Here is a 17270-nt window from a genome sequence, read left to right on the forward strand (position 1 = left end):
AGGAAGAAAACCACAAAGGGAGAAAAAACCCCCCAGCCCCCTCATCCCCGCCGAGGGGGGGGGGGGGGGGGGCCCCCCCCCCCCCCCCCCCCCCCCCCCCCACGACAACTCGCGCCGAGCGTCAGCCGAGTTCCTTGAGCTCCTGTTCCACGGCCGCGAGCTCGGCTTCGGAGCCCTGGACCTTCGGGCCCTTGAACCACTTCCGGGCCGAGACCACCCACCACAGGGCCGCGCCGCCGAGGACCACCAGGAACGCGATCGGCGTGTAGTTGAACGAATCCACCGTCACCGGCGACACCTGCGGGAGCATGAACAGCACGAAGATCACGACGACCCACGCCGTGGCGATGATGCCGACCGGCTTGCCCCAGCGGCCGAGGTGCCACGGCCCGCGCTCGAACCTGTCCCCTTGGCGGACGCGGAGGAACACCGGAATCACGTACGCGACGTACAGGCCGACGGTCGCGATGGACGTCACCGCCGCGTAAGCCGTGGTGCTCCACAGGTACGGCAGGGCCAGGATCAGCGCGCCGCCCGCGCCGAGCCAGACGGCGTTGGTCGGCGTCTGCGTGCGCTTGTTGATCTTGTGCCAGAACTTCGACCCGGGGATCGCGCCGTCCCGCGCGAACGCGTAGATCATCCGCGAGTTCGCCGTCACCGACGCCATGCCGCAGAACAGCTGCGCGCCGATGCAGATCAGCAGGAGGAACTTGCCGGTGACCGCGCCGGTCGCGTCGATGAAGATCTGCGCGGGCGGGACGCCGGTGGCGGAGCCGACCGCGCCGTCGTAGTCCTGGATCGCGAAGGTCAGGCCGATCAGGAGGATCCAGCCCGCGACGAGCGAGACCACGATCGACATCACGATGCCGCGCGGCCCGGCCGTCGCCGCGCTCTTCGTCTCCTCGGTCATGTGCGCCGACGCGTCGTAGCCGGTCAGCGTGTACTGCGCCACCAGAAGACCCAGTGCGAAGACGTAGAACGCCGAGCCCCAGCCCGTCTGGTTCACAAAACTGCCGAAGACGAACGACGCGTCCTGGTGCTTGGCCGGCACGAAGATCAGGACGCCCACGATGACCAGCACGCCGATGAGGTGCCACCACACGCTGACGTTGTTGAGGATCGCCACGATCCGGACGCCGAAGGTGTTCAGCAGGCCGTGCACCACGAGGATGATCGCGAGCAGCAGGATCGTGTGCCCCGGCGTCGCGGTGAAGCCCCACTGCAGGTCGAGGAACGCGTTGAGGAACAGCGCCGCGCCGAAGTCGATGCCCGCGGTGACCGCGATCTGGCCGATGAGGTTGAACCAGCCGGTGAACCACGACCACGCGGGGCCGTTCTTCCGCGCCAGCCGCGCCGCCCAGTAGTACAGGCCGCCCGCGGTCGGGTAGCTGGAGCAGACCTCGGCCATGCCCAGGCCGACCAGGATGACGAAGATCCCGACCAGCGGCCAGCCCCAGATCATCGCGGCCGGGCCGCCCGTCTTCATGCCGAAGCCGTAGAGCGTCAGACAGCCGGACAGGATCGAGATGATGGTGAACGAGACGGCGAAGTTCGAGAACCCCGACATCGTCCGCTTGAGCTCCTGCGCGTAGCCCAGCTGGTGCAAGCGTGCGGAGTCGTCATCGTGGTCGGGAGTGGTCTGCTGGTCGGAAACATCCATCGGGCACCTCTTGAAAGGTATGCGGCCAGACCATTGAATCCGCCGAAGTTAGCCCTGGTGAGCGAGGGGTGTCAAGCCTTCGTCAAGAACTCGTCCAGCCACCGGAGCAGCGGCCCGCCGCCGCGGTGGTCGTTCGAGATGAGGGTCGCCGTGACACCGCCGGAGTGCGTGCTCCAGAACGTGACGCCGGGGTCGCCGCCGTCGAGGTGCACGGCGCCCGGCCGCGGCAGCCAGAACCCCAGCCCGTAGCCCGGGGCGTGCGGGCGCAGCATCCGGTCCACCCACTCGCCGGGCACGATCCGGCCGTCGAGGAACGCGGGCCAGAACCTGCGGATGTCCGGCGCGGTGCTGTAGATCCCGCCGTCGCCGAAGCCCCGGACCGGCAGGCTGAACACGTTGGCGCGGCCGTCTTCCAGGTAGCCGGTGGCGGTCCGGCCGGGCAGCGCGTCCGACCGGAGGAACGCCGTGTCGGCCATCCCGGCGGGCTCGCAGACGCGCTCGCGCACGAGGTCGGCGAAAGGTCTGCCCGCGACCCGTTCGGCGAGCAGGGCAAGGACGGCGAAGGCGCCGTTGTTGTACCTGAACTCCGCGCCGGGCGGAGTCCGCTGCGGAAACCCCGCGAGCGCGGCGAGGTAGTCGGCGGACGTGGCGAGCAGCGGGTTCGCCGGCGGGTCCAGCTCTTCGTCGTAGTAGTCGCCGATGCCGGACGTGTGCGTCAGCAAGTGCTCGACCGTCACGGCGTCGTCGATCAACGGCAGGTCGGCGCCCAGCAGTTCGCGGGCGCGGGTGTCGAGGGTCAGCCGCCCGTCGGCGACCAGCCCGACGACGACCAGCGCGGTGAACCCTTTGGTGCCGCTGGCGATCGCGAAGCGCGTGTCGACGGTGTTCTCGATGCCGTGCGCGACGTGCGCGTACCCGCGTGTCTCGGACACCAAGGTCTCGTCGCCGCGGGTCACGAGCACGACGCCGGAAAAACCCGTGAGGGGCACCTTCATGGACGAAGAGTCCATGAAGGTGCCCCTCACGGCAAAGCGATTACCGGCCCAGGAACGCGTGCAGCGACTCCAGCGCGGTGTCCGCCTGGTCGGCGAAGAAGCCGTCGACGCCCGCCTTGAAGAACGCCTCCTCCTCGGCGAACACGTTGCCGTAGGCGTCCGGCTCCGCCGAGGAGCGCAGGTTCGCCGGCAGGAACGGGTTCTCGTTCCGGAACGTGTACGGCTGCACCTTGAGACCGGCCTTGTGCGCGTCGGCGACGATCGCGGTCGGCTTGGTCAGGTTCCCGGCGGCGTCCAGCGGGATGATCTGCGCCTTGTCCGGGCCGAGGTACTTCGCGTACTTCGCGACCTCACGCAGGCCCTGCGGCGTGACGAGGTCCGCGTACGTCCGCTTGTCGCCCTTCGCGACGAAGTCCGCCGGAGCGCCCGAAGCCGACGTCAGCTGCAGCAGCGGCGTCCGGACCTGCTTGTGCAGCGCCACCAGGTTCGACACCTCGAACGACTGGATGATCGCCGGCGCGTCCGGCCGGTCGAGGCCGTTCTTCTTGAGCGCCGCCACCAGCTTCGGCTCGGTCGGGTTGCCGATCGACTGGAAGAACGTCGAGTGCTTGACCTCGGGGTAGGTGCCGAGCGTCCGGTGCAGCTCCTTGCCGAGCCGCTTGGTCAGGTCGAGCACCTCCTGGAAGGTGGCGATCTGGTAGCGGCCGTTGTAGAGCGTGTTGTGCGGCCGGTTGACCGGGATCCGCTCGACCGCGCGCAGCGTCTTCAGCTCGGCGAGGGTGAAGTCCTGGGTGAACCAGCCGGTCGTCGAGACGCCGTCGATCACCAGGGTCTTCTTGCGGTTCGCGAACTCGGGGTGGTTCGCGACGTCGGTGGTGCCGCCGATCTCCGGCTCGTGCCGGGCGACGAGCTGGCCGTCCTTGGTCGGCACGAGGTCGACGTCGACCCAGTTCACGCCCATCCGGTAGGCGAGCTCGTACGAGGCGAGGGTGTGCTCCGGCCGGTAGCCGGGCGCCCCGCGGTGTCCGATGATCACGGGGTCATCGTGGCCCCGCCCGTGCGCGGCCGTCTCGGCGGACCCGCTTTCGGAGGGCGCCGCGGCCGCGCTCGCCGATCCGATCGCGACGCCGGTGACGCTCAGCAACGCCAGCCCGGCCAGTGCCAGTACACCGACACGTTTGCGCTTCATCTGGTGACCTCTTTTCACACAGGGTTGTCCCTGACTACTCGCGCCACCCTTGATGCCGCAAGCGTCGCGCGGTCCAACCTGGGCGGACGGGCCGGTAAACGACACGTGGACACCCGTTCCGGGGACGGCGAAATGTCCGGGCCGAACCCCGCCGGATACCCTGTGCGGTGTGCGCGTACTGGTAATCGGGTCCGGCGCCCGCGAGCATGCACTCGTCCTCGCGGCGTCCGGCGACCCCACGGTCACCGCGCTGGCCTGCGCGCCCGGCAACGCCGGGACGGCCGCGATGGCCGAGCAGCTCGGCGTCGACGCGGCGGACCCGGAGGCGGTCACCGCCCTCGCGAAGAGCTGGCAAGCCGACCTGGTGGTGGTCGGGCCCGAGGTCCCGCTCGTCGCCGGCGTCGCCGACGCCGTCCGCAAGGCGGGCATCGCCTGCTTCGGCCCGTCGGCCGCGGCGGCCCGCATCGAAGGCTCGAAGGCGTTCGCGAAGGACGTCATGGCCGCGGCGGACGTGCCGACCGCGCGCAGCGAGGTGGTCGACAACCCGGCCCGCCTCGACGCCGCGCTCAACCGCTTCGGCCCGACCTGGGTGGTCAAGGACGACGGCCTCGCCGCGGGCAAGGGCGTGGTCGTCACGACCGACTACGACGTCGCCCGCAAGCACGCGATCATGCTGCTCGACGGCGGCCACCCGGTCCTCCTGGAGTCCTTTTTGGACGGCCCGGAGGCCTCGCTCTTCTGCTTCGTCGACGGCCGCACCGTCGTCCCGCTGCTGCCCGCGCAGGACTTCAAGCGCGTCGGCGACGACGACGCGGGCCCGAACACCGGCGGCATGGGCGCCTACGCGCCGCTGCCCTGGGCGCCCGAGAACCTGGTCGACGAGCTGGTCGAGAAGGTCGTCCAGCCGGTCGCCGACGAGCTGGTCGCGCGCGACGCGTCGTTCTCCGGCCTGCTCTACGCCGGCCTCGCGCTGACCTCCGAGGGTCCGCAGGTCATCGAGTTCAACTGCCGCTTCGGCGACCCGGAGACGCAGGTCGTGCTGGCGCTGCTGCGCACGCCGATCGCCGGGCTGATGCACGCCACCGCCACCGGCAAGCTCGCCGAGCACCCGCCGCTGGAGTGGTCCGGCGGCGCCGCGGTCACCGTCGTGATCGCCGCCGACGGGTACCCGGGCAAGCCGCGCACCGGCGACGTCATCACCGGGGCCGAGCTCGAAGGGGTCCTGCACGCCGGCACGCGCCGCCGTGACGACGGCGCCGTGGTCTCCTCCGGTGGCCGGGTGCTGTCGGTCGTCGGCACCGGCAAGACGCTCAAGTCGGCACGCCGGCACGCGTACGAAACCGTGGAAAAGGTGCACCTCGCGGGCTCGCACCACCGCACGGACATCGCGCTGAAGGCGGCGAACGGCGAGGTCGGCGTCTCGGCGGCGAAACAGCGCGCCTGACCGGGAACCGGCGGGGGACGAAGTTCGTCCAATCTCAGCCTGCTGTCACACCCGGGTTGGTAGCCTCGACGGGAGTCGGCCGGTCACTGTCCGTATGACGTCAGGGGAGCGCATGTCAGGACCCTCGTACGACCTCACCTCGGCCGTCCCGGTGGCGCCGGCGGCCGCGGACGTCCTGGTCCACCCGGACAAGCTCCTGGACGTCGCCCGGATCGTCGAAGAGCAGACCAACGCCCTCGAAGACCAGCTGCTGACCCGGCTCGGCGAGCTGCGGATCGACGCGCCGTCGGCCGACGTGGTCAGCACCCAGTCGATCGAGGCCTGGAACTCCCTGATCGCCGACGGCGACCGCTCCTACGCCGGGCAGGTCCGCCAGTACGTCGCGGGCCTCAAGCAGCTCGTCTCGCAGCTGCGTGACGCCGCCAAGGACTACCAGGTCAGCGACGAGGAGAAGGCGGCGGTGTTCGGTGACCGCGGCAAGCACGGTGCGTAACCGGACGCTGGGGATCACCGGGGGCGTGCTCGCGACGGCGGCGCTCGCCGGCTGCTCGGCGGGCGCCGACGGCACGCCTTACCCGGTCGAGACGGCCGCGACAGCGGCGTCCCAGAGTGCGAAGGCCGCCCAGCTGCCCCAGCGCCCGGCCGACCTGACCCTGCAGGGGGTCAACCTGTGCGAGGTGTTCCCGCAGGTCGAGCTCGATTCGATGAAGATCACCAGCGCGCCTCGAAGTGTCACAGCCGCGATCGACGGTCCGACGTGCGTCTTCGACGCTGACGGCGCCGAGCCGGTGCACTCCTACCACGTGCGGGCGGTGTCGGCGGACCTCGGCGAGTGGATCACCGGGTCCCGCAAGAAGAACAGCATGACCACCGTGCCGAAGACCATCGGCGGGTACCCGGCGCTGACGAACTACCGCGCGGCCGGCGACCCCGCCGACTGCGAGACGCTCGTCGGTGTCGCCCGCGGCCAGACCCTGGCCGTCCAGACGTTCGCCATCACCCGCGGCAAGCTCACGCAGCCGCAGCTGTGCGACATGTCGGCGCACGCCGCCGACGTGGCGCTGCAGTCCTTGAAAGCACGCAACTAGGGAGGGCGCGTGGAATTCTCCGAGCTCGCGGCCGGGATCCAGAACCACCGCTTCGACGGCTGGACCAACACCGCGATCGCCGACCAGATCACGCGGATGGTCAACGGCGACGGCACCGGCAGCATCGGGACCGCCGTCGACGCGCTGAAGGCCGTCGCGACCGCGCTCGCCCACACCGACCAGACGCTGCGCGCGCAGCTGCTCAAGCTGGGTGTCGAGTGGCAGAGCCAGGCCGGCGGCGCGGCGAGCCAGGTGCTCACCGAGCAGGCCGGGTTCTCCCAGGACGCGACGACGAAGGTCGCGCACGCCGCGGAGATGGTCTTCGAACAGGGTGAGTCGTTCAACCGCACCAAGTACAAGCTCCCGGACGCCGAAACGGTCCGGAAGGGCGCGGGCGGCTACACGCTGACCGACGGCCTGCTGCTGAGCCTGATCGGCTTCGAGACCGACCACGCGCGGCAGGTCGAAGCGGCGAACAACGCCAAGGCGCAGGCCACGCAGGCCCTGAACGAGTACGCGCAGGACAGTGGCGCCAACCTGCTTTCGACGCAGTCGCTGTCGGACCCCGAGTCGCTGAAGCTGGCCGCTCCGGGCGTGACGCCGGGAGTGCTCGACGTCGCCGCCGCGTCGGTCGGGGTGACGCCGGACGGCGAGGTGAAGCCGGCTTCGGACAAGGTGCGGTCGGTGCGCGTCGAGCCGCCCGTGGTGCAGCCGGTGTCGCACCAGGTCCACGCCGACCCGCCGACCCCGGTCTACGGCGTCGCGGCGCAGCAGCCGGCCCGCCCGGTCGCGCAGCCGCCCCGCCAGACCGGCTCGGTGACCGCCCCGGCCGCCCAGCACATGACGCCGTCGGGCTCGACCACCACGCCGTCGGGCGTGCGGCCGCCGACCACGTCCACGCCCGGCCCCGGCTGGGTCAATGCCCCGGGCCGCGGCTCGTCCGGCGACCCCTCGGGCGGCGGCCGCTTCACCCCCGGCCAGGGTGGCGGGGGCGGCGGCGACCCGTTCGTCCCGCCGGGTGCGCCCGGCGCGCTGCCGCCCGGCTCGGCGCCGGCGACGGCCCCGATCAAGTCGCTCGGCGGCGGGGGCGCGTCCGGTGGCGGCTCGACCGGCATCGGCGGCTCTCTCGGCGGCGCCGACCGCAGTGCGGACGGGCTGCTGGCCAAGGGCCGCACGGTCGGCGCGTTCCAGCAACCCCCGCTGCCGCCCGGTCAGTTCACGGCCGAACGCGGTTTTGTGCCGAAGCCCGGCGCGACCCCGGGTGAGATCGGCGCGGGCGCGGCGGCGGTCGGCGCGGGCGCGGCCGGCGGCGCGCTGAGCGGCGACAAGGACCGCCAGCGGCGCGAACGCGGCCAGGCCAAGGGCCCGGTGCGGCCGTTGCCGGTCGGTGAGCTCCCCGAGGAGGAGGCCGCGGCGCTGCGGAAGTCGGAGCAGATCAGCCCGAAGCAGGAGCGCGGCGCGACGAAGTTCCTCTCGGAGGCCGCGCCGCAGGAGGACGACGCCGAGCACGTCCGCCGCTTCGGCGTCGACGACCAGGACCTGTTCGCCGACCAGCGGATGGTTTCGCCCGACGTGCTCGGTGACCACAGCGAGGATGTGCGCTGACGGTGTCGCTGGTCCTGTCCGCGTCCGAGTTCGACGTGCTCTGGGAGTCGTTCGAACTACCGCGCCGGCACGTCGCGCTGGACGTGCCGAGTGCGGGAACCACCCGCACGGAACGCCGTGAGGTGGTCGAGGCGGCCTGGGCGTCGCTGACCGAGCGGCGCCTGGCCCGCAACGGCCGGGTGTCCGGCGAGGTGGCCGACATGCTGCACCTGCTGGCTCGTCCCCAGTCCGCGGTCGACGTCTGGGTGTGGGCGGAGCGCGAGATCCGCGGCCGCGCGGTGAGCGTCCGCAGCCAGGCGGTGCTGGCGGTGGTCGACAACAGCGAGGTCTGGCTGATCCCGGCCACCGAAGACGGCCTCCCGGAGGCGGCGGTCTCGGTCGCCGGCGATCTGACCCCGGGCATCGGCCAGACGGTCAGCATCCCGTACGACGTCCTCCGTGCGGCGGACGCGGCGGCGAAGGGTGACCCGAAGGCGATGGTGACGGCGCTGGAAGACCGTGGCGTGGTGCTGTTCCAGGCCCAGGAGCTGTCGGGAATGCTGCTGGGCCAGGAGGCCCGCGGCCAGTTCGGCGCGGAGCGCACGGGCCGCGACGGCATGGCCCACCGGGCCAACCGGGTGGTGGCGTTCTTCGACACGGACGCGGGCCGCTACCTGTTCCAGGTGGAGACCGACCGCGACGGCCGCGAGTGGGCCACCGTCACCCCGGCGGACAACACCCTGCTGGCGACCCGGATCCGCGAACTGATGGCGGAGGCCTGAGCTACTTCACCGAGCGCCGCGACCAGGTGGTATCGCCCGACATGGTGTGGTTCGTCCGTGTCCGGCGCCCGCTGGGGTGGAAGTTGACGGAGATCCGCACGCGCGAGCGCGGGGAAGTCATAAAGTGAGCGCGGGAACCGTTCCGGTCATGACGACGTCTGATCGGGCGGATGCAAGTTTGCGAAGGGGATGACGACCGTGCCTGTCTACGACGCCGACTCGATGGCCATCGCGGCCGGCCAGGTGGAGAAGCTGAAGGACGAGTTCGAGAAGTCCAAGAAGCACCTGACCGGAGTCGACGACGAGAAGGAAAGCCCCTTCGGCACGATGGGGGGCTCGCAGGACGTGCACGGCGCGGTCGGCGAGTTCAAGCAAGGGGTGCATTCCGAGTTCGACGCGGCCGGGAAACTGATGGAGGCGACCGGGTTCATCCTGCGGAAGGCCGCCGGGTTGATCACCGAAACCGACCAGGTCGGGGCGAGCGACCTCAAGCTGCACGAGCACGGGAACCAGTGAGCGCACGGACGGCCCCCGCGGGCCGGAAGGACAAGGGGGCGGCATCGTGGCTGGGCTGATCGACTTTCCGCCGGACTGGCCGGCCGTCGAGGCCAAGAAGAAGCAGGTCGACGGCATCAAGCCGGAGTCGATCGAGAAGGCGGCGCAGCAGTTCAAGACGGCCGCCACCCAGGCCGGCGACCACAGCGCGGCACTGAAGTCGGCCACGGACTCGCTGTCCGCCGGCGTCTGGAAGGGCCCGGCCGCGGACGCGTTCGTCGGCTACGTCAAGCAGATCACCACCGCGGGCGACAAGGTGCAGACGCACCTGACCGACGTCGGCAACGACCTCAGTTCGCTCTCGTCGCAGTTGAGCGACATCAAGGGCAAGGTCAACGACGCCTACGAAACCGCGAAAACGGCGATCCAGAACCGCATCAACACGGAAACCCCCAAGGCCCAGGCCGCGATGAACGCCGAGGCGGAACACGCCCGGGACGAACACAAACCCGCGCCGAGCCCGTCGTCGAAGGAAATCGTCGACAACGCCAACAAAGCGAACCAGAGCGACTCGACCACCGCGGCCGGCAAGATCGATCCCCTGCTCAGGAGCGCCGACGACCTGGTCCAGAAGTCCCAGGCGCTCATGAAGACCCAGATCGAGGGCGGCTATTCGAAGGTCCCGCTGCCCAACAACGAAGGCACGGTCCCGCAGAGCACCGGCGGCATCCACAGCAACGGCTCCTCCCACCACGGCGGCGGTGGCGGCGGAGGCGGCGGTGGTGGTGGCGGAGGCGGTGGCCTCGGCCCCAGCGGCGGCCCCCCGTCGTCGCCGCCGCCGGGGAACGTCCAGCAGTGGATCCAGGAGGCCATCAAGGCGCTCCAGGCCGCCGGCGTGCCCGTGACCGACGCCGACATCCCGAACATCTGGGCGATCATCCAGCACGAGTCGGGCGGGAATCCCAACGCCATCAACAACTGGGATTCGAACGCGGCCGCGGGGCACCCGTCCAAGGGGCTCATGCAGTGCATCGACTCGACGTTCAACGCGCACAAGCTGCCCGGCCACGACAACATCTACAACCCGGTCGACAACATCATCGCGGGTGTCCGGTACTCCTACGACCGCTACGGCGGCCTTGGCAACGTGCCCGGCATCAAGGCCATGGCCCACGGCGGCGCCTACCAGGGGTACTGACTCCCGTGGCCCACTAGCCTGGCCGCATGGCCGACCTCGAGGCGGGTCCCGCGCTGCGGGCCGGTGTGCCGCCGTTCCACGTCATGGACGTCCTTTCCGCGGCGGGCGCGCGGCAGCGCAGTCACGGCGATCTGGTGTCGCTCGCCGCCGGGCAGCCGTCCGCGCCGGCGCCGGAAGCCGTGCTCGAGGCGGCCCGGGAAGCGCTGGGCAAGCGCACCCTCGGCTACACCGAGCAGCTCGGCATCCCCGAGCTGCGCGAGGCCGTCGCCGGGCACTACCGGCGGAAGTACGGGCTCGACGTCAGCGCGCAGGACGTCGTGCTGACCACCGGGTCCTCCGGCGGGTTCCTGCTCGCCTTCCTCAGCGCCTTCGACCCCGGCGCGAAGGTCGCGATGGCCCGGCCCGGCTACCCCGCCTACCGCAACCTGCTGTCCGTGCTGGGCTGCGAGGTCGTCGAGTTCGCCACCGGCGCCGAGACGAACTTCCAGCCCACCGTCGCCCTGCTCGACGAGCTCGGCCCGATCGACGGCCTGATCGTCGCCAGCCCGAGCAACCCCACCGGCACCGTGCTGCCGCCCGGGGAGCTCGCCGCCATCACCGGCTGGTGCGCGTCGCACGGCGTCCAGCTGATCAGCGACGAGATCTACCACGGCATCTCCTACGGCGCCGAGCTCGACTGCGCGTGGCAGTACGGCCGCGAGCCAATGGTGCTGGGCAGCTTCTCGAAGTACTTCGCGATGACCGGCTGGCGGCTCGGCTGGATGCTCGTGCCGCAGCGCCTCCACCGGGCAGTCGACGTCCTGACCGGCAACTTCACCATCTGCCCGCCCGCGGTGTCGCAGTACGCCGCGCTCGCCGCCTTCACCCCGGAGGCGTACGCGGAGGCCGACGCACACGTCGAGCACTACCGCGCCAACCGCGACCGGCTCTTCGCCGGTCTCAAGCGCATCGGCCTCGACAAGCTCGCCCCCGCCGACGGCGCCTTCTACGCGTACGCCGACGTCAGCGCGTACACCGACGACAGCCTCAGCTGGTGCCAGCGGCTGCTCGCCGACACCGGGCTCGCCATCACCCCCGGCGTCGACTTCGACCCGGTCGACGGCGGCAAGTTCGTCCGGTTCTCCTTCGCGGGCAGCGCCGAGGACATCGACGAAGGCGTCCGCCGGCTCGGGGGGTGGCTCCGCCAGGGGGAACCCTGATTTAACCCCGAACGTTGGCCGGACGAGGGGAGTTTCCCCGGCCGAGGTGCCACAGTGGAGGCATCGGGCCGAGGGGCCACGGGAGCAATCGGAGGAAGCCATGTTCTGGAAGATCGTCGGCGGCCTGATCGTCGCCTGGGTGGCGTTCATGGTGCTGGGCGCCGTGATCGGCTTCGTGTTCAAGGCCGTCCTGTGGATCGCCATCATCGGCGGCATCGCGTTCCTCGGCGCCGCCGGCTACCGCGCGATCAGCGGCAAGAAGGACCCCCGGCGCATCAACCGCTACTGAGTCTCACGGGACCCGCGCCACGCCGCACAGCGACGTCCAGTTGACCGGCGTCAGCGGTGTCAGGCGCGGCCCGTCCGGCCACCACAGGTGCGGCGCGGTCAACCCGGGCTCCAGCAGTTCGAGGCCGTCGAAGAACGACGCGATCTCGGCGCGCGTGCGGTAGAGCGTGTCGAGCCCGGTGCCGCTGAACCGCTCCTGCAGGGACGCCGCGACGCCGGCCGCTTTGGAGCCGTCGCCGGGGTTGTGCTGGTGCAACAGGACCAGGTACGAACCCGGCGCCATCGCGCCGACGTAGGACTTGACCACCTGCTGCGCCTGCTGGAGGTCCGTGATGTGGTGGACGATCGCGCACAGCACGAGCCCGACCGGCCGGCTGAAGTCGAGGTGCCGCTTCACGTCGGCCAGCGTCTCGGCCGGGCGCAGCAGGTCGTTGCCCACGATGTGGGTGAAGTCGTTGTCGACCAGCACGGCCCGGCTGTGCGCCTGCACCACCGGGTCGTTGTCGACGTAAACGACGTGCGCCTCCGGGTTGTACTTCTGCGCCACCTGGTGGGTGTTCTCCACCGTCGGGAAGCCGGAGCCGAGGTCGAGGAACTGGTCGACGCCGAGCCGCTCGGTCAGGTACCGGACGGCGCGCACGAGCCACTGCCGCACTTCCTGCGCCATGGCCGGCGCCTCCGGCGCGACCTCCAGGATCTGCCGCAGCACCGCGCGGTCGACCTCGTAGTTGTCCTGCCCGCCCATGAGCGCGTCGTGGACACGGGCGATGCTCGGCCGGTCGAAGTCGACGCGGGCCGACGGTCGTTCGCTCGTCGCCATGGGGCCACCTGTCGCGGAAGTCGGGTCCGGGTCAGCCTAGGCCAACCGGGATCACGGCGGGTAGGCGGACGTGCGGTGCGGGTGAGCTCAGCCCAGCCAGGCCTGCGCCGCTTCGGCGCCGTTCCACAGCTGCGCCTTGAGCCCGACGGCGCGTGCGCCGTCCACATTGGACTGCCGGTCGTCGAAGAACAGGCAGTCGGCGGGCTCGGCGCCGAGCTCGTCGAGCAGCAGCCGGAAGATCTTCGCGTCCGGTTTCACGCACCGGACGTCGCCGGAGAACAGCGTCACGCGGAAGTGCCGGACCCACTCCTGGGCGCGGGCCCATTCGCCGAACACCGAAGGCGCGTTGGAGAGCAGCGCCAGTGCCGCGCCCGCTTCCGAGAGCGCTTCGAGCAGCGCCTCCGAAGACGGTTCCAGGTGGCCCCAGCCGTCGACGTCGACGCGGGTCAGCTCGGCCGACAGCGTCTCGTCGACCGGCACGCCCAGTGCGTCGCCGACCGTTTGCCAGTACTCCAGCGGCGTGCTGCCGGCGTCGTAAGCGAGCCGGTGGTCCCAATAGGCCTTCTCGAACTCCGGCAGCGGCGCGCCCAGCCGGGCGGCCAGGTCCGGGCGAGCCGTGCTCGGCTTGCTCAGCACGTCGCCGTAGTCGAACACGATCCAGTTCACGGTGCCCCCAGGTCGTTTCAGGCGCCGGTCTTGATCCGGCGCAAGGCTTCTTCGATGTCGGCCGCGCTCAGGTCGCGGTGGGTGACGAACCGGACCCGGCCCGCCATCGGCACGGCCCGGACGCCCAGCGAGTCGAGCCAGGCCAGCGCGGTCGGGATGTCGGGCACCTCGGCGAGCACGATGTTCGTGTCGGGGGTGTTGACCGGCCAGCCGTGCTCACGCAGGCCCTCGGCGAGCCGCCGGGCGTTCTCGTGGGACTCCGCGAGGTCGGGAATCCGGTCCAGCGCGACCAGGCAGGCCGCGGCCAGGACCCCGCCCTGCCGGACACCGCCGCCGAGCATCTGCCGCATCCGGCGGGCGCGCTCGACGAAGGTCTTGCTCCCCGCGACGACCGAGCCGACCGGCGCGCCGAGGCCCTTGCTGAAGCAGGCCGACACGCTGTCGACACCGACGGTCAACGCGGCGGGCGGCACCTCCAGCGCGACCGCGGCCTGCCAGAGCCGGGCGCCGTCGAGGTGCACGGCCAGACCGGCTTCCTTGGCGACGGACAGCAGCTGGGCGTGCTCGTCGGGCGGCGTCACCGCGCCGCCGGCCGCGTTGTGCGTGTTCTCCAGGCACAACAGCGATGTCCGTAAAGTGAAGTATGGCCCGGGTTGTCCGATCGCGGCTGCGAGGGCGTCCGGCGAGGGGCGGCCCGGGCCCCCGTCGTGCTCCAGCGGGTCCGGCATCCCGCCGGCCAGCCAGGCCGCCGAGCCCAGCTCGTTGGACAGCACGTGCGCGCCGCGCGTCGCGAGGAACCGGTCGCCGCGCTGCAGGTGCAGGCTCAGCGCGACGAGGTTCGCCATCGTGCCGCTCGGCACCCACAGCGCCGCCGGCATGCCCAGCACGTCCGCGGCCCGCTCCTCCAGCGCCTGGACCGTCGGGTCGCGCTCGAGGACGTTGTCCCCGACCTCCGCGGACGCCATCGCCGCGCGCATCGTGTCATCCGGACGGGTGACGGTGTCGGATCGGAAGTCCAGCGGCGGCAGCGTGAAGGTCACGGAGTGATCACATCACACCCACCTCGCGGGGATCAATGAGCCCTTGAGTGGTCGAACCCGGGCGGTCCGTGCAACCGTGGACGCCCCTTGTTCCGTCCTACCCACCGACGACAACAGAGCGGAGCACGACTGCGCGTGGACCAGCGCGACGAGCAGGAGTTCGCGGAGTACTTCGCCGCCAGGCGGGACGCCGTGCGCCGGACCGCGTACATGCTCTGCGGTGACTGGCACCGGGCGGACGACCTCGCGCAGACGGCGTTCGTCGCGCTGCACCGGAGGTGGAAGAAGATCAGGGATCGCGCGGCGACCGACGCGTACGTCCGCACGACGCTCGTCCGGGCGTCGATCGACGAGTCGCGACGTCCGTGGCGGCGCGAATGGCAGACCGAGACGCTGCCGGAGCCGGCCGATGACTCGCCCGGCCTCGACGACCTCGTCGCGACCAGGGAAGACCTGCTCGCGGCGCTGAAGGAAGTGCCGCCCAAGCAGCGGGCGGTGCTGGTCATGCGGTTCTTCGAAGGACTCGACGTGACCAGCGCGGCGCAGGCACTGGGCTGCAGCGAAGGCAACGTGAAGAGCCAGACCGCACGCGGGCTGGCGAACCTCAAACAGGTGCTGGAACGGGAGGTGGAGACCAATGGATGAGCAGGAGCTGCGCTCGTTGTTCTCCGCCGCGCCCGGGGACGCGCCGTCGCCGACCTTCGGCCAGGACGACGTCGTCCGCGAGTCCCGGCGCCAGACCCTGCGGCGCCGCAACCGGATCACCGCCGGGGTCAGCGCCGCGGCGCTCGTCGTGATCGGGTTCGGCGCATACGGAGCGCTGTCCGGGGGTACCCCCGAGTCGATGAGCGCGGCCAAGGACAACGCCGTGTCGGCGCAGTCCGCGCCCGGCTCGGGGCAACCCGGGGTGGACCCGGCACGTCCTGAGGTCGGTGGGGAGTCACCGAACTTCTCTTCCACGCCGCCCCAGCAGGGGGGCAGCGTGGACGGGAAGACCGGCCAACTGGCCGAAGGCGCCTCCGGGTGCGAAGAGGTGGACGGGGAGCTCGCCATTGCCCTCGCTGGCGAGCTCCCCGCCCACTCCGCCGTTTCCCAGGCTGTCCCGGGCGGCGCCTGTTCGACGGCGTCGCGGTCCGCGGGGTTCCCGGTTCCAGGCGGCGAAGTGTCCGCGGCGGTGTACCCGAAGGGCATCCCGGTGGTCTTCAAGTCCCAGCCGGCCGGTGCGGTCACCGCGCAGGTGCCCACGGCGTCCGGCGGGGCACTGCTGCTGGTCAGCGTGCCTTCCGCCGGAGCGACGGCGCCCTACGCGGGCCAGGTCGGCGAGTTCGCGCGCGCTCTCGCGCCCCGCTTCTGAGCCCGGGTCCGCCCGGTTGGCAGAATGACCGGTCATGACCGCTGCGACCACCCCCAAGGGGGAGCGACGGCGCGCCGCGCTCGTCGAGGCCGCCGCGAAACTGCTCGTCGAGGGCGGGTTCGACGCCGTGCGGCACCGGGCGGTGGCCGAGCGGGCGGGCTTGCCGCTCGCGTCGACGACGTACTACTTCGACTCGCTGGAAGACCTGGTCACGGCGGCCGTCGAGCGCCATTCGAACGCCGAGCTGGCGGCGGGCCGCGCCCGGCTGGAGGAGCTCGCGATCCGCAACCGCGGGGTGCAGGCGACCGTCGAGCTGGTGCTCGAGATGCTGCTCGGGCCGGAGAGCGGTGACCCGGAGGCCGACGCCGAGGCGGTGCTCCTGCGGTACGAGCGGCTGGTCGCGACCGGCCGCCGTCCGTACCTGCGGCCGTTGATGCGCACGCTGTCGGTCCAGCTCAACGAGCTGCTGACGGAGATCTTCGCCCGCTCGGGCACCCCGGTGAGCGAGGCCGAGCTCGAGCGGCTGGTGGCCCTGGTCGACGGCGCCGTCGTCAACGCGCTGATCGCGGTCGACCCGGAGCCGCGCGCGGCGGCCGCCCGGATGCTGCAGACCGCCCTCGAGCCGGCCGGTCAGGACCGCGTGCGCTGAGCCTTCGCCAGGTCGTCGCGTGACTTCGTGACCAGGGCGAGCATCGCCTGTTCGGCGGCGGCCGGGTCACCCGCGACGATCGCGTCGAACACCTTCCGGTGGCTCGGGACCGGGTCCTCCGCCGCCGACGCGCCGTGCACCAGCTTGTCGCGCTCGGCCAGGCCGATCGCGATGACCCGTTCCATCCGCATCAGGAAGTTGTTGTGGGTGGCGGTCATCAGCCGCCGGTGGAAGGCCAGGTCGGCCTGGACGCTCGCCTCGGCGTCGTCACCGGCCGCCGCCATGTCGGTCAGCGCCTCGCGCAGGGAGTCGAGGTCCTCCTCGGACGCGCGTTCGGCGGCGATCCGCGCCGCGGCGGGTTCGACGACCGCGCGGACCTCGGTGAGCTCGTCGAGCAGGCCCGGGTCGTCGGCGGCCGCGGTCTGCCAGCGCATGACGTCCGCGTCGAGCATGTTCCACTTCTCGCGCGGCTGGACGAACGTGCCGCGCTTCTGTCGCGCGTCGATCATGCCCTTCGCGGCCAGCACCTTCAGCGCCTCGCGCAACGCGGTCAGGCTGATGTCGAGCTCTTCACGCAGCGCGGGCAGGTCGAGGACGGTGCCCTCGCCCCACTCGTCGGACAGGATCCGGCTGGCCAGTGCCTCCACGGTCTGGCCGTGCAACCCGCGTGGCCGGTGTTCGGTCAAGGGAGGGGCCTCTCAGCTGGCGGACTGACGGAAGGTCATCCTACGCTGCCCGCTTAGTCATCATAAATTATGAATACATCTTGACAGCGGCGTCGCCCGGTTGCACTCTTTGGCAGCAGTCACGCCCGTGCGG

General features: G+C 71.3%; 19 protein-coding genes. 12 read left to right on the forward strand and 7 right to left on the reverse strand.

The features are described 5' to 3' along the window. Positions 1 to 121: 121 nt before the first annotated feature. The 3 genes from ACZ61C_RS38760 to ACZ61C_RS38770 all read right to left on the reverse strand — a co-directional run bounded on the left by ACZ61C_RS38760 (position 122) and on the right by ACZ61C_RS38770 (position 3844). Positions 122 to 1660, reverse strand: coding sequence for an amino acid permease (locus tag ACZ61C_RS38760; protein WP_465312906.1), 1539 nt, complete (start codon positions 1658 to 1660; stop codon positions 122 to 124). A gap of 71 nt (positions 1661 to 1731) precedes the next feature. Continuing rightward, a complete protein-coding gene (locus ACZ61C_RS38765; RefSeq protein WP_465312907.1) occupies positions 1732 to 2655 on the reverse strand; it encodes a serine hydrolase domain-containing protein in 924 nt (307 codons plus the stop codon). 40 nt (positions 2656 to 2695) lie between these two features. Then, positions 2696 to 3844, reverse strand: a complete 1149-nt coding sequence (locus tag ACZ61C_RS38770) for a glycerophosphodiester phosphodiesterase (protein ID WP_465312908.1) — start codon at positions 3842 to 3844, stop codon at positions 2696 to 2698. A gap of 169 nt (positions 3845 to 4013) precedes the next feature. Between ACZ61C_RS38770 and purD the strand changes: the two genes are divergently transcribed. The 9 genes from purD (at position 4014) to ACZ61C_RS38815 (ending at position 11923) form a co-directional block, all read left to right on the forward strand. Continuing rightward, the gene (purD, locus tag ACZ61C_RS38775) at positions 4014 to 5288 is read left to right on the forward strand and encodes a phosphoribosylamine--glycine ligase (RefSeq protein WP_465312909.1); all 1275 of its coding nucleotides are present in this window, start codon (positions 4014 to 4016) and stop codon (positions 5286 to 5288) included. 112 nt (positions 5289 to 5400) lie between these two features. Next, the gene (locus tag ACZ61C_RS38780) at positions 5401 to 5781 is read left to right on the forward strand and encodes a hypothetical protein (protein WP_465312910.1); all 381 of its coding nucleotides are present in this window, start codon (positions 5401 to 5403) and stop codon (positions 5779 to 5781) included. Between the two features lie 25 nt (positions 5782 to 5806). Next, positions 5807 to 6376 (forward strand): DUF3558 domain-containing protein, encoded by a 570-nt coding sequence (locus ACZ61C_RS38785; protein WP_465313121.1) that lies wholly within the window; start codon positions 5807 to 5809, stop codon positions 6374 to 6376. Positions 6377 to 6385: 9 nt separating this feature from the next. Next, positions 6386 to 7981, forward strand: a complete 1596-nt coding sequence (locus ACZ61C_RS38790; protein ID WP_465312911.1) for a hypothetical protein — start codon at positions 6386 to 6388, stop codon at positions 7979 to 7981. A gap of 2 nt (positions 7982 to 7983) precedes the next feature. After that, positions 7984 to 8742 carry an ESX secretion-associated protein EspG gene (locus ACZ61C_RS38795; protein WP_465312912.1) on the forward strand — a complete coding sequence of 253 codons (759 nt, stop codon included), beginning with the start codon at positions 7984 to 7986 and terminating at the stop codon, positions 8740 to 8742. A 198-nt stretch (positions 8743 to 8940) separates the two neighbouring features. Beyond that, positions 8941 to 9258, forward strand: a complete 318-nt coding sequence (locus ACZ61C_RS38800; RefSeq protein WP_465313122.1) for a hypothetical protein — start codon at positions 8941 to 8943, stop codon at positions 9256 to 9258. Positions 9259 to 9313: 55 nt separating this feature from the next. Then, positions 9314 to 10435, forward strand: a complete 1122-nt coding sequence (locus ACZ61C_RS38805; protein WP_465313123.1) for a transglycosylase SLT domain-containing protein — start codon at positions 9314 to 9316, stop codon at positions 10433 to 10435. A 26-nt stretch (positions 10436 to 10461) separates the two neighbouring features. Further along, positions 10462 to 11634, forward strand: a complete 1173-nt coding sequence (locus tag ACZ61C_RS38810; protein ID WP_465312913.1) for a pyridoxal phosphate-dependent aminotransferase — start codon at positions 10462 to 10464, stop codon at positions 11632 to 11634. Positions 11635 to 11734: 100 nt separating this feature from the next. Beyond that, positions 11735 to 11923 carry a hypothetical protein gene (locus ACZ61C_RS38815; RefSeq protein ID WP_364610651.1) on the forward strand — a complete coding sequence of 63 codons (189 nt, stop codon included), beginning with the start codon at positions 11735 to 11737 and terminating at the stop codon, positions 11921 to 11923. 3 nt (positions 11924 to 11926) lie between these two features. Here ACZ61C_RS38815 and ACZ61C_RS38820 read toward each other — a convergent pair whose 3' ends face one another. The 3 genes from ACZ61C_RS38820 to ACZ61C_RS38830 all read right to left on the reverse strand — a co-directional run bounded on the left by ACZ61C_RS38820 (position 11927) and on the right by ACZ61C_RS38830 (position 14448). Continuing rightward, entirely contained in the window at positions 11927 to 12742 is an 816-nt protein-coding gene (locus ACZ61C_RS38820) for an SAM-dependent methyltransferase (RefSeq protein ID WP_465312914.1), read from the reverse strand. Between the two features lie 87 nt (positions 12743 to 12829). After that, positions 12830 to 13408, reverse strand: coding sequence for an HAD family hydrolase (locus ACZ61C_RS38825; protein ID WP_465312915.1), 579 nt, complete (start codon positions 13406 to 13408; stop codon positions 12830 to 12832). Positions 13409 to 13425: 17 nt separating this feature from the next. Beyond that, positions 13426 to 14448, reverse strand: coding sequence for a threonine aldolase family protein (locus ACZ61C_RS38830; RefSeq protein WP_465312916.1), 1023 nt, complete (start codon positions 14446 to 14448; stop codon positions 13426 to 13428). A 135-nt stretch (positions 14449 to 14583) separates the two neighbouring features. Between ACZ61C_RS38830 and ACZ61C_RS38835 the strand changes: the two genes are divergently transcribed. Genes ACZ61C_RS38835 through ACZ61C_RS38845 form a run of 3 tightly spaced genes read left to right on the forward strand, consistent with a single transcriptional unit; the run spans position 14584 to position 16451 of the window. Then, positions 14584 to 15093, forward strand: a complete 510-nt coding sequence (locus ACZ61C_RS38835) for a SigE family RNA polymerase sigma factor (RefSeq protein WP_465312917.1) — start codon at positions 14584 to 14586, stop codon at positions 15091 to 15093. Beyond that, complete coding sequence (locus ACZ61C_RS38840) at positions 15086 to 15802, forward strand: hypothetical protein (protein WP_465312918.1); 717 nt, start codon at positions 15086 to 15088, stop codon at positions 15800 to 15802. Before ACZ61C_RS38835 ends, ACZ61C_RS38840 begins: the two co-directional genes overlap by 8 nt. Positions 15803 to 15836: 34 nt before the next feature. Then, positions 15837 to 16451 (forward strand): TetR/AcrR family transcriptional regulator, encoded by a 615-nt coding sequence (locus ACZ61C_RS38845; protein ID WP_465312919.1) that lies wholly within the window; start codon positions 15837 to 15839, stop codon positions 16449 to 16451. Here ACZ61C_RS38845 and ACZ61C_RS38850 read toward each other — a convergent pair. After that, positions 16433 to 17137 carry a FadR/GntR family transcriptional regulator gene (locus ACZ61C_RS38850; RefSeq protein ID WP_465312920.1) on the reverse strand — a complete coding sequence of 235 codons (705 nt, stop codon included), beginning with the start codon at positions 17135 to 17137 and terminating at the stop codon, positions 16433 to 16435. The genes ACZ61C_RS38845 and ACZ61C_RS38850 overlap by 19 nt on opposite strands. Positions 17138 to 17270: the final 133 nt, after the last annotated feature.

It is taken from the genome of Amycolatopsis sp. NPDC104587, assembly GCF_055583645.1.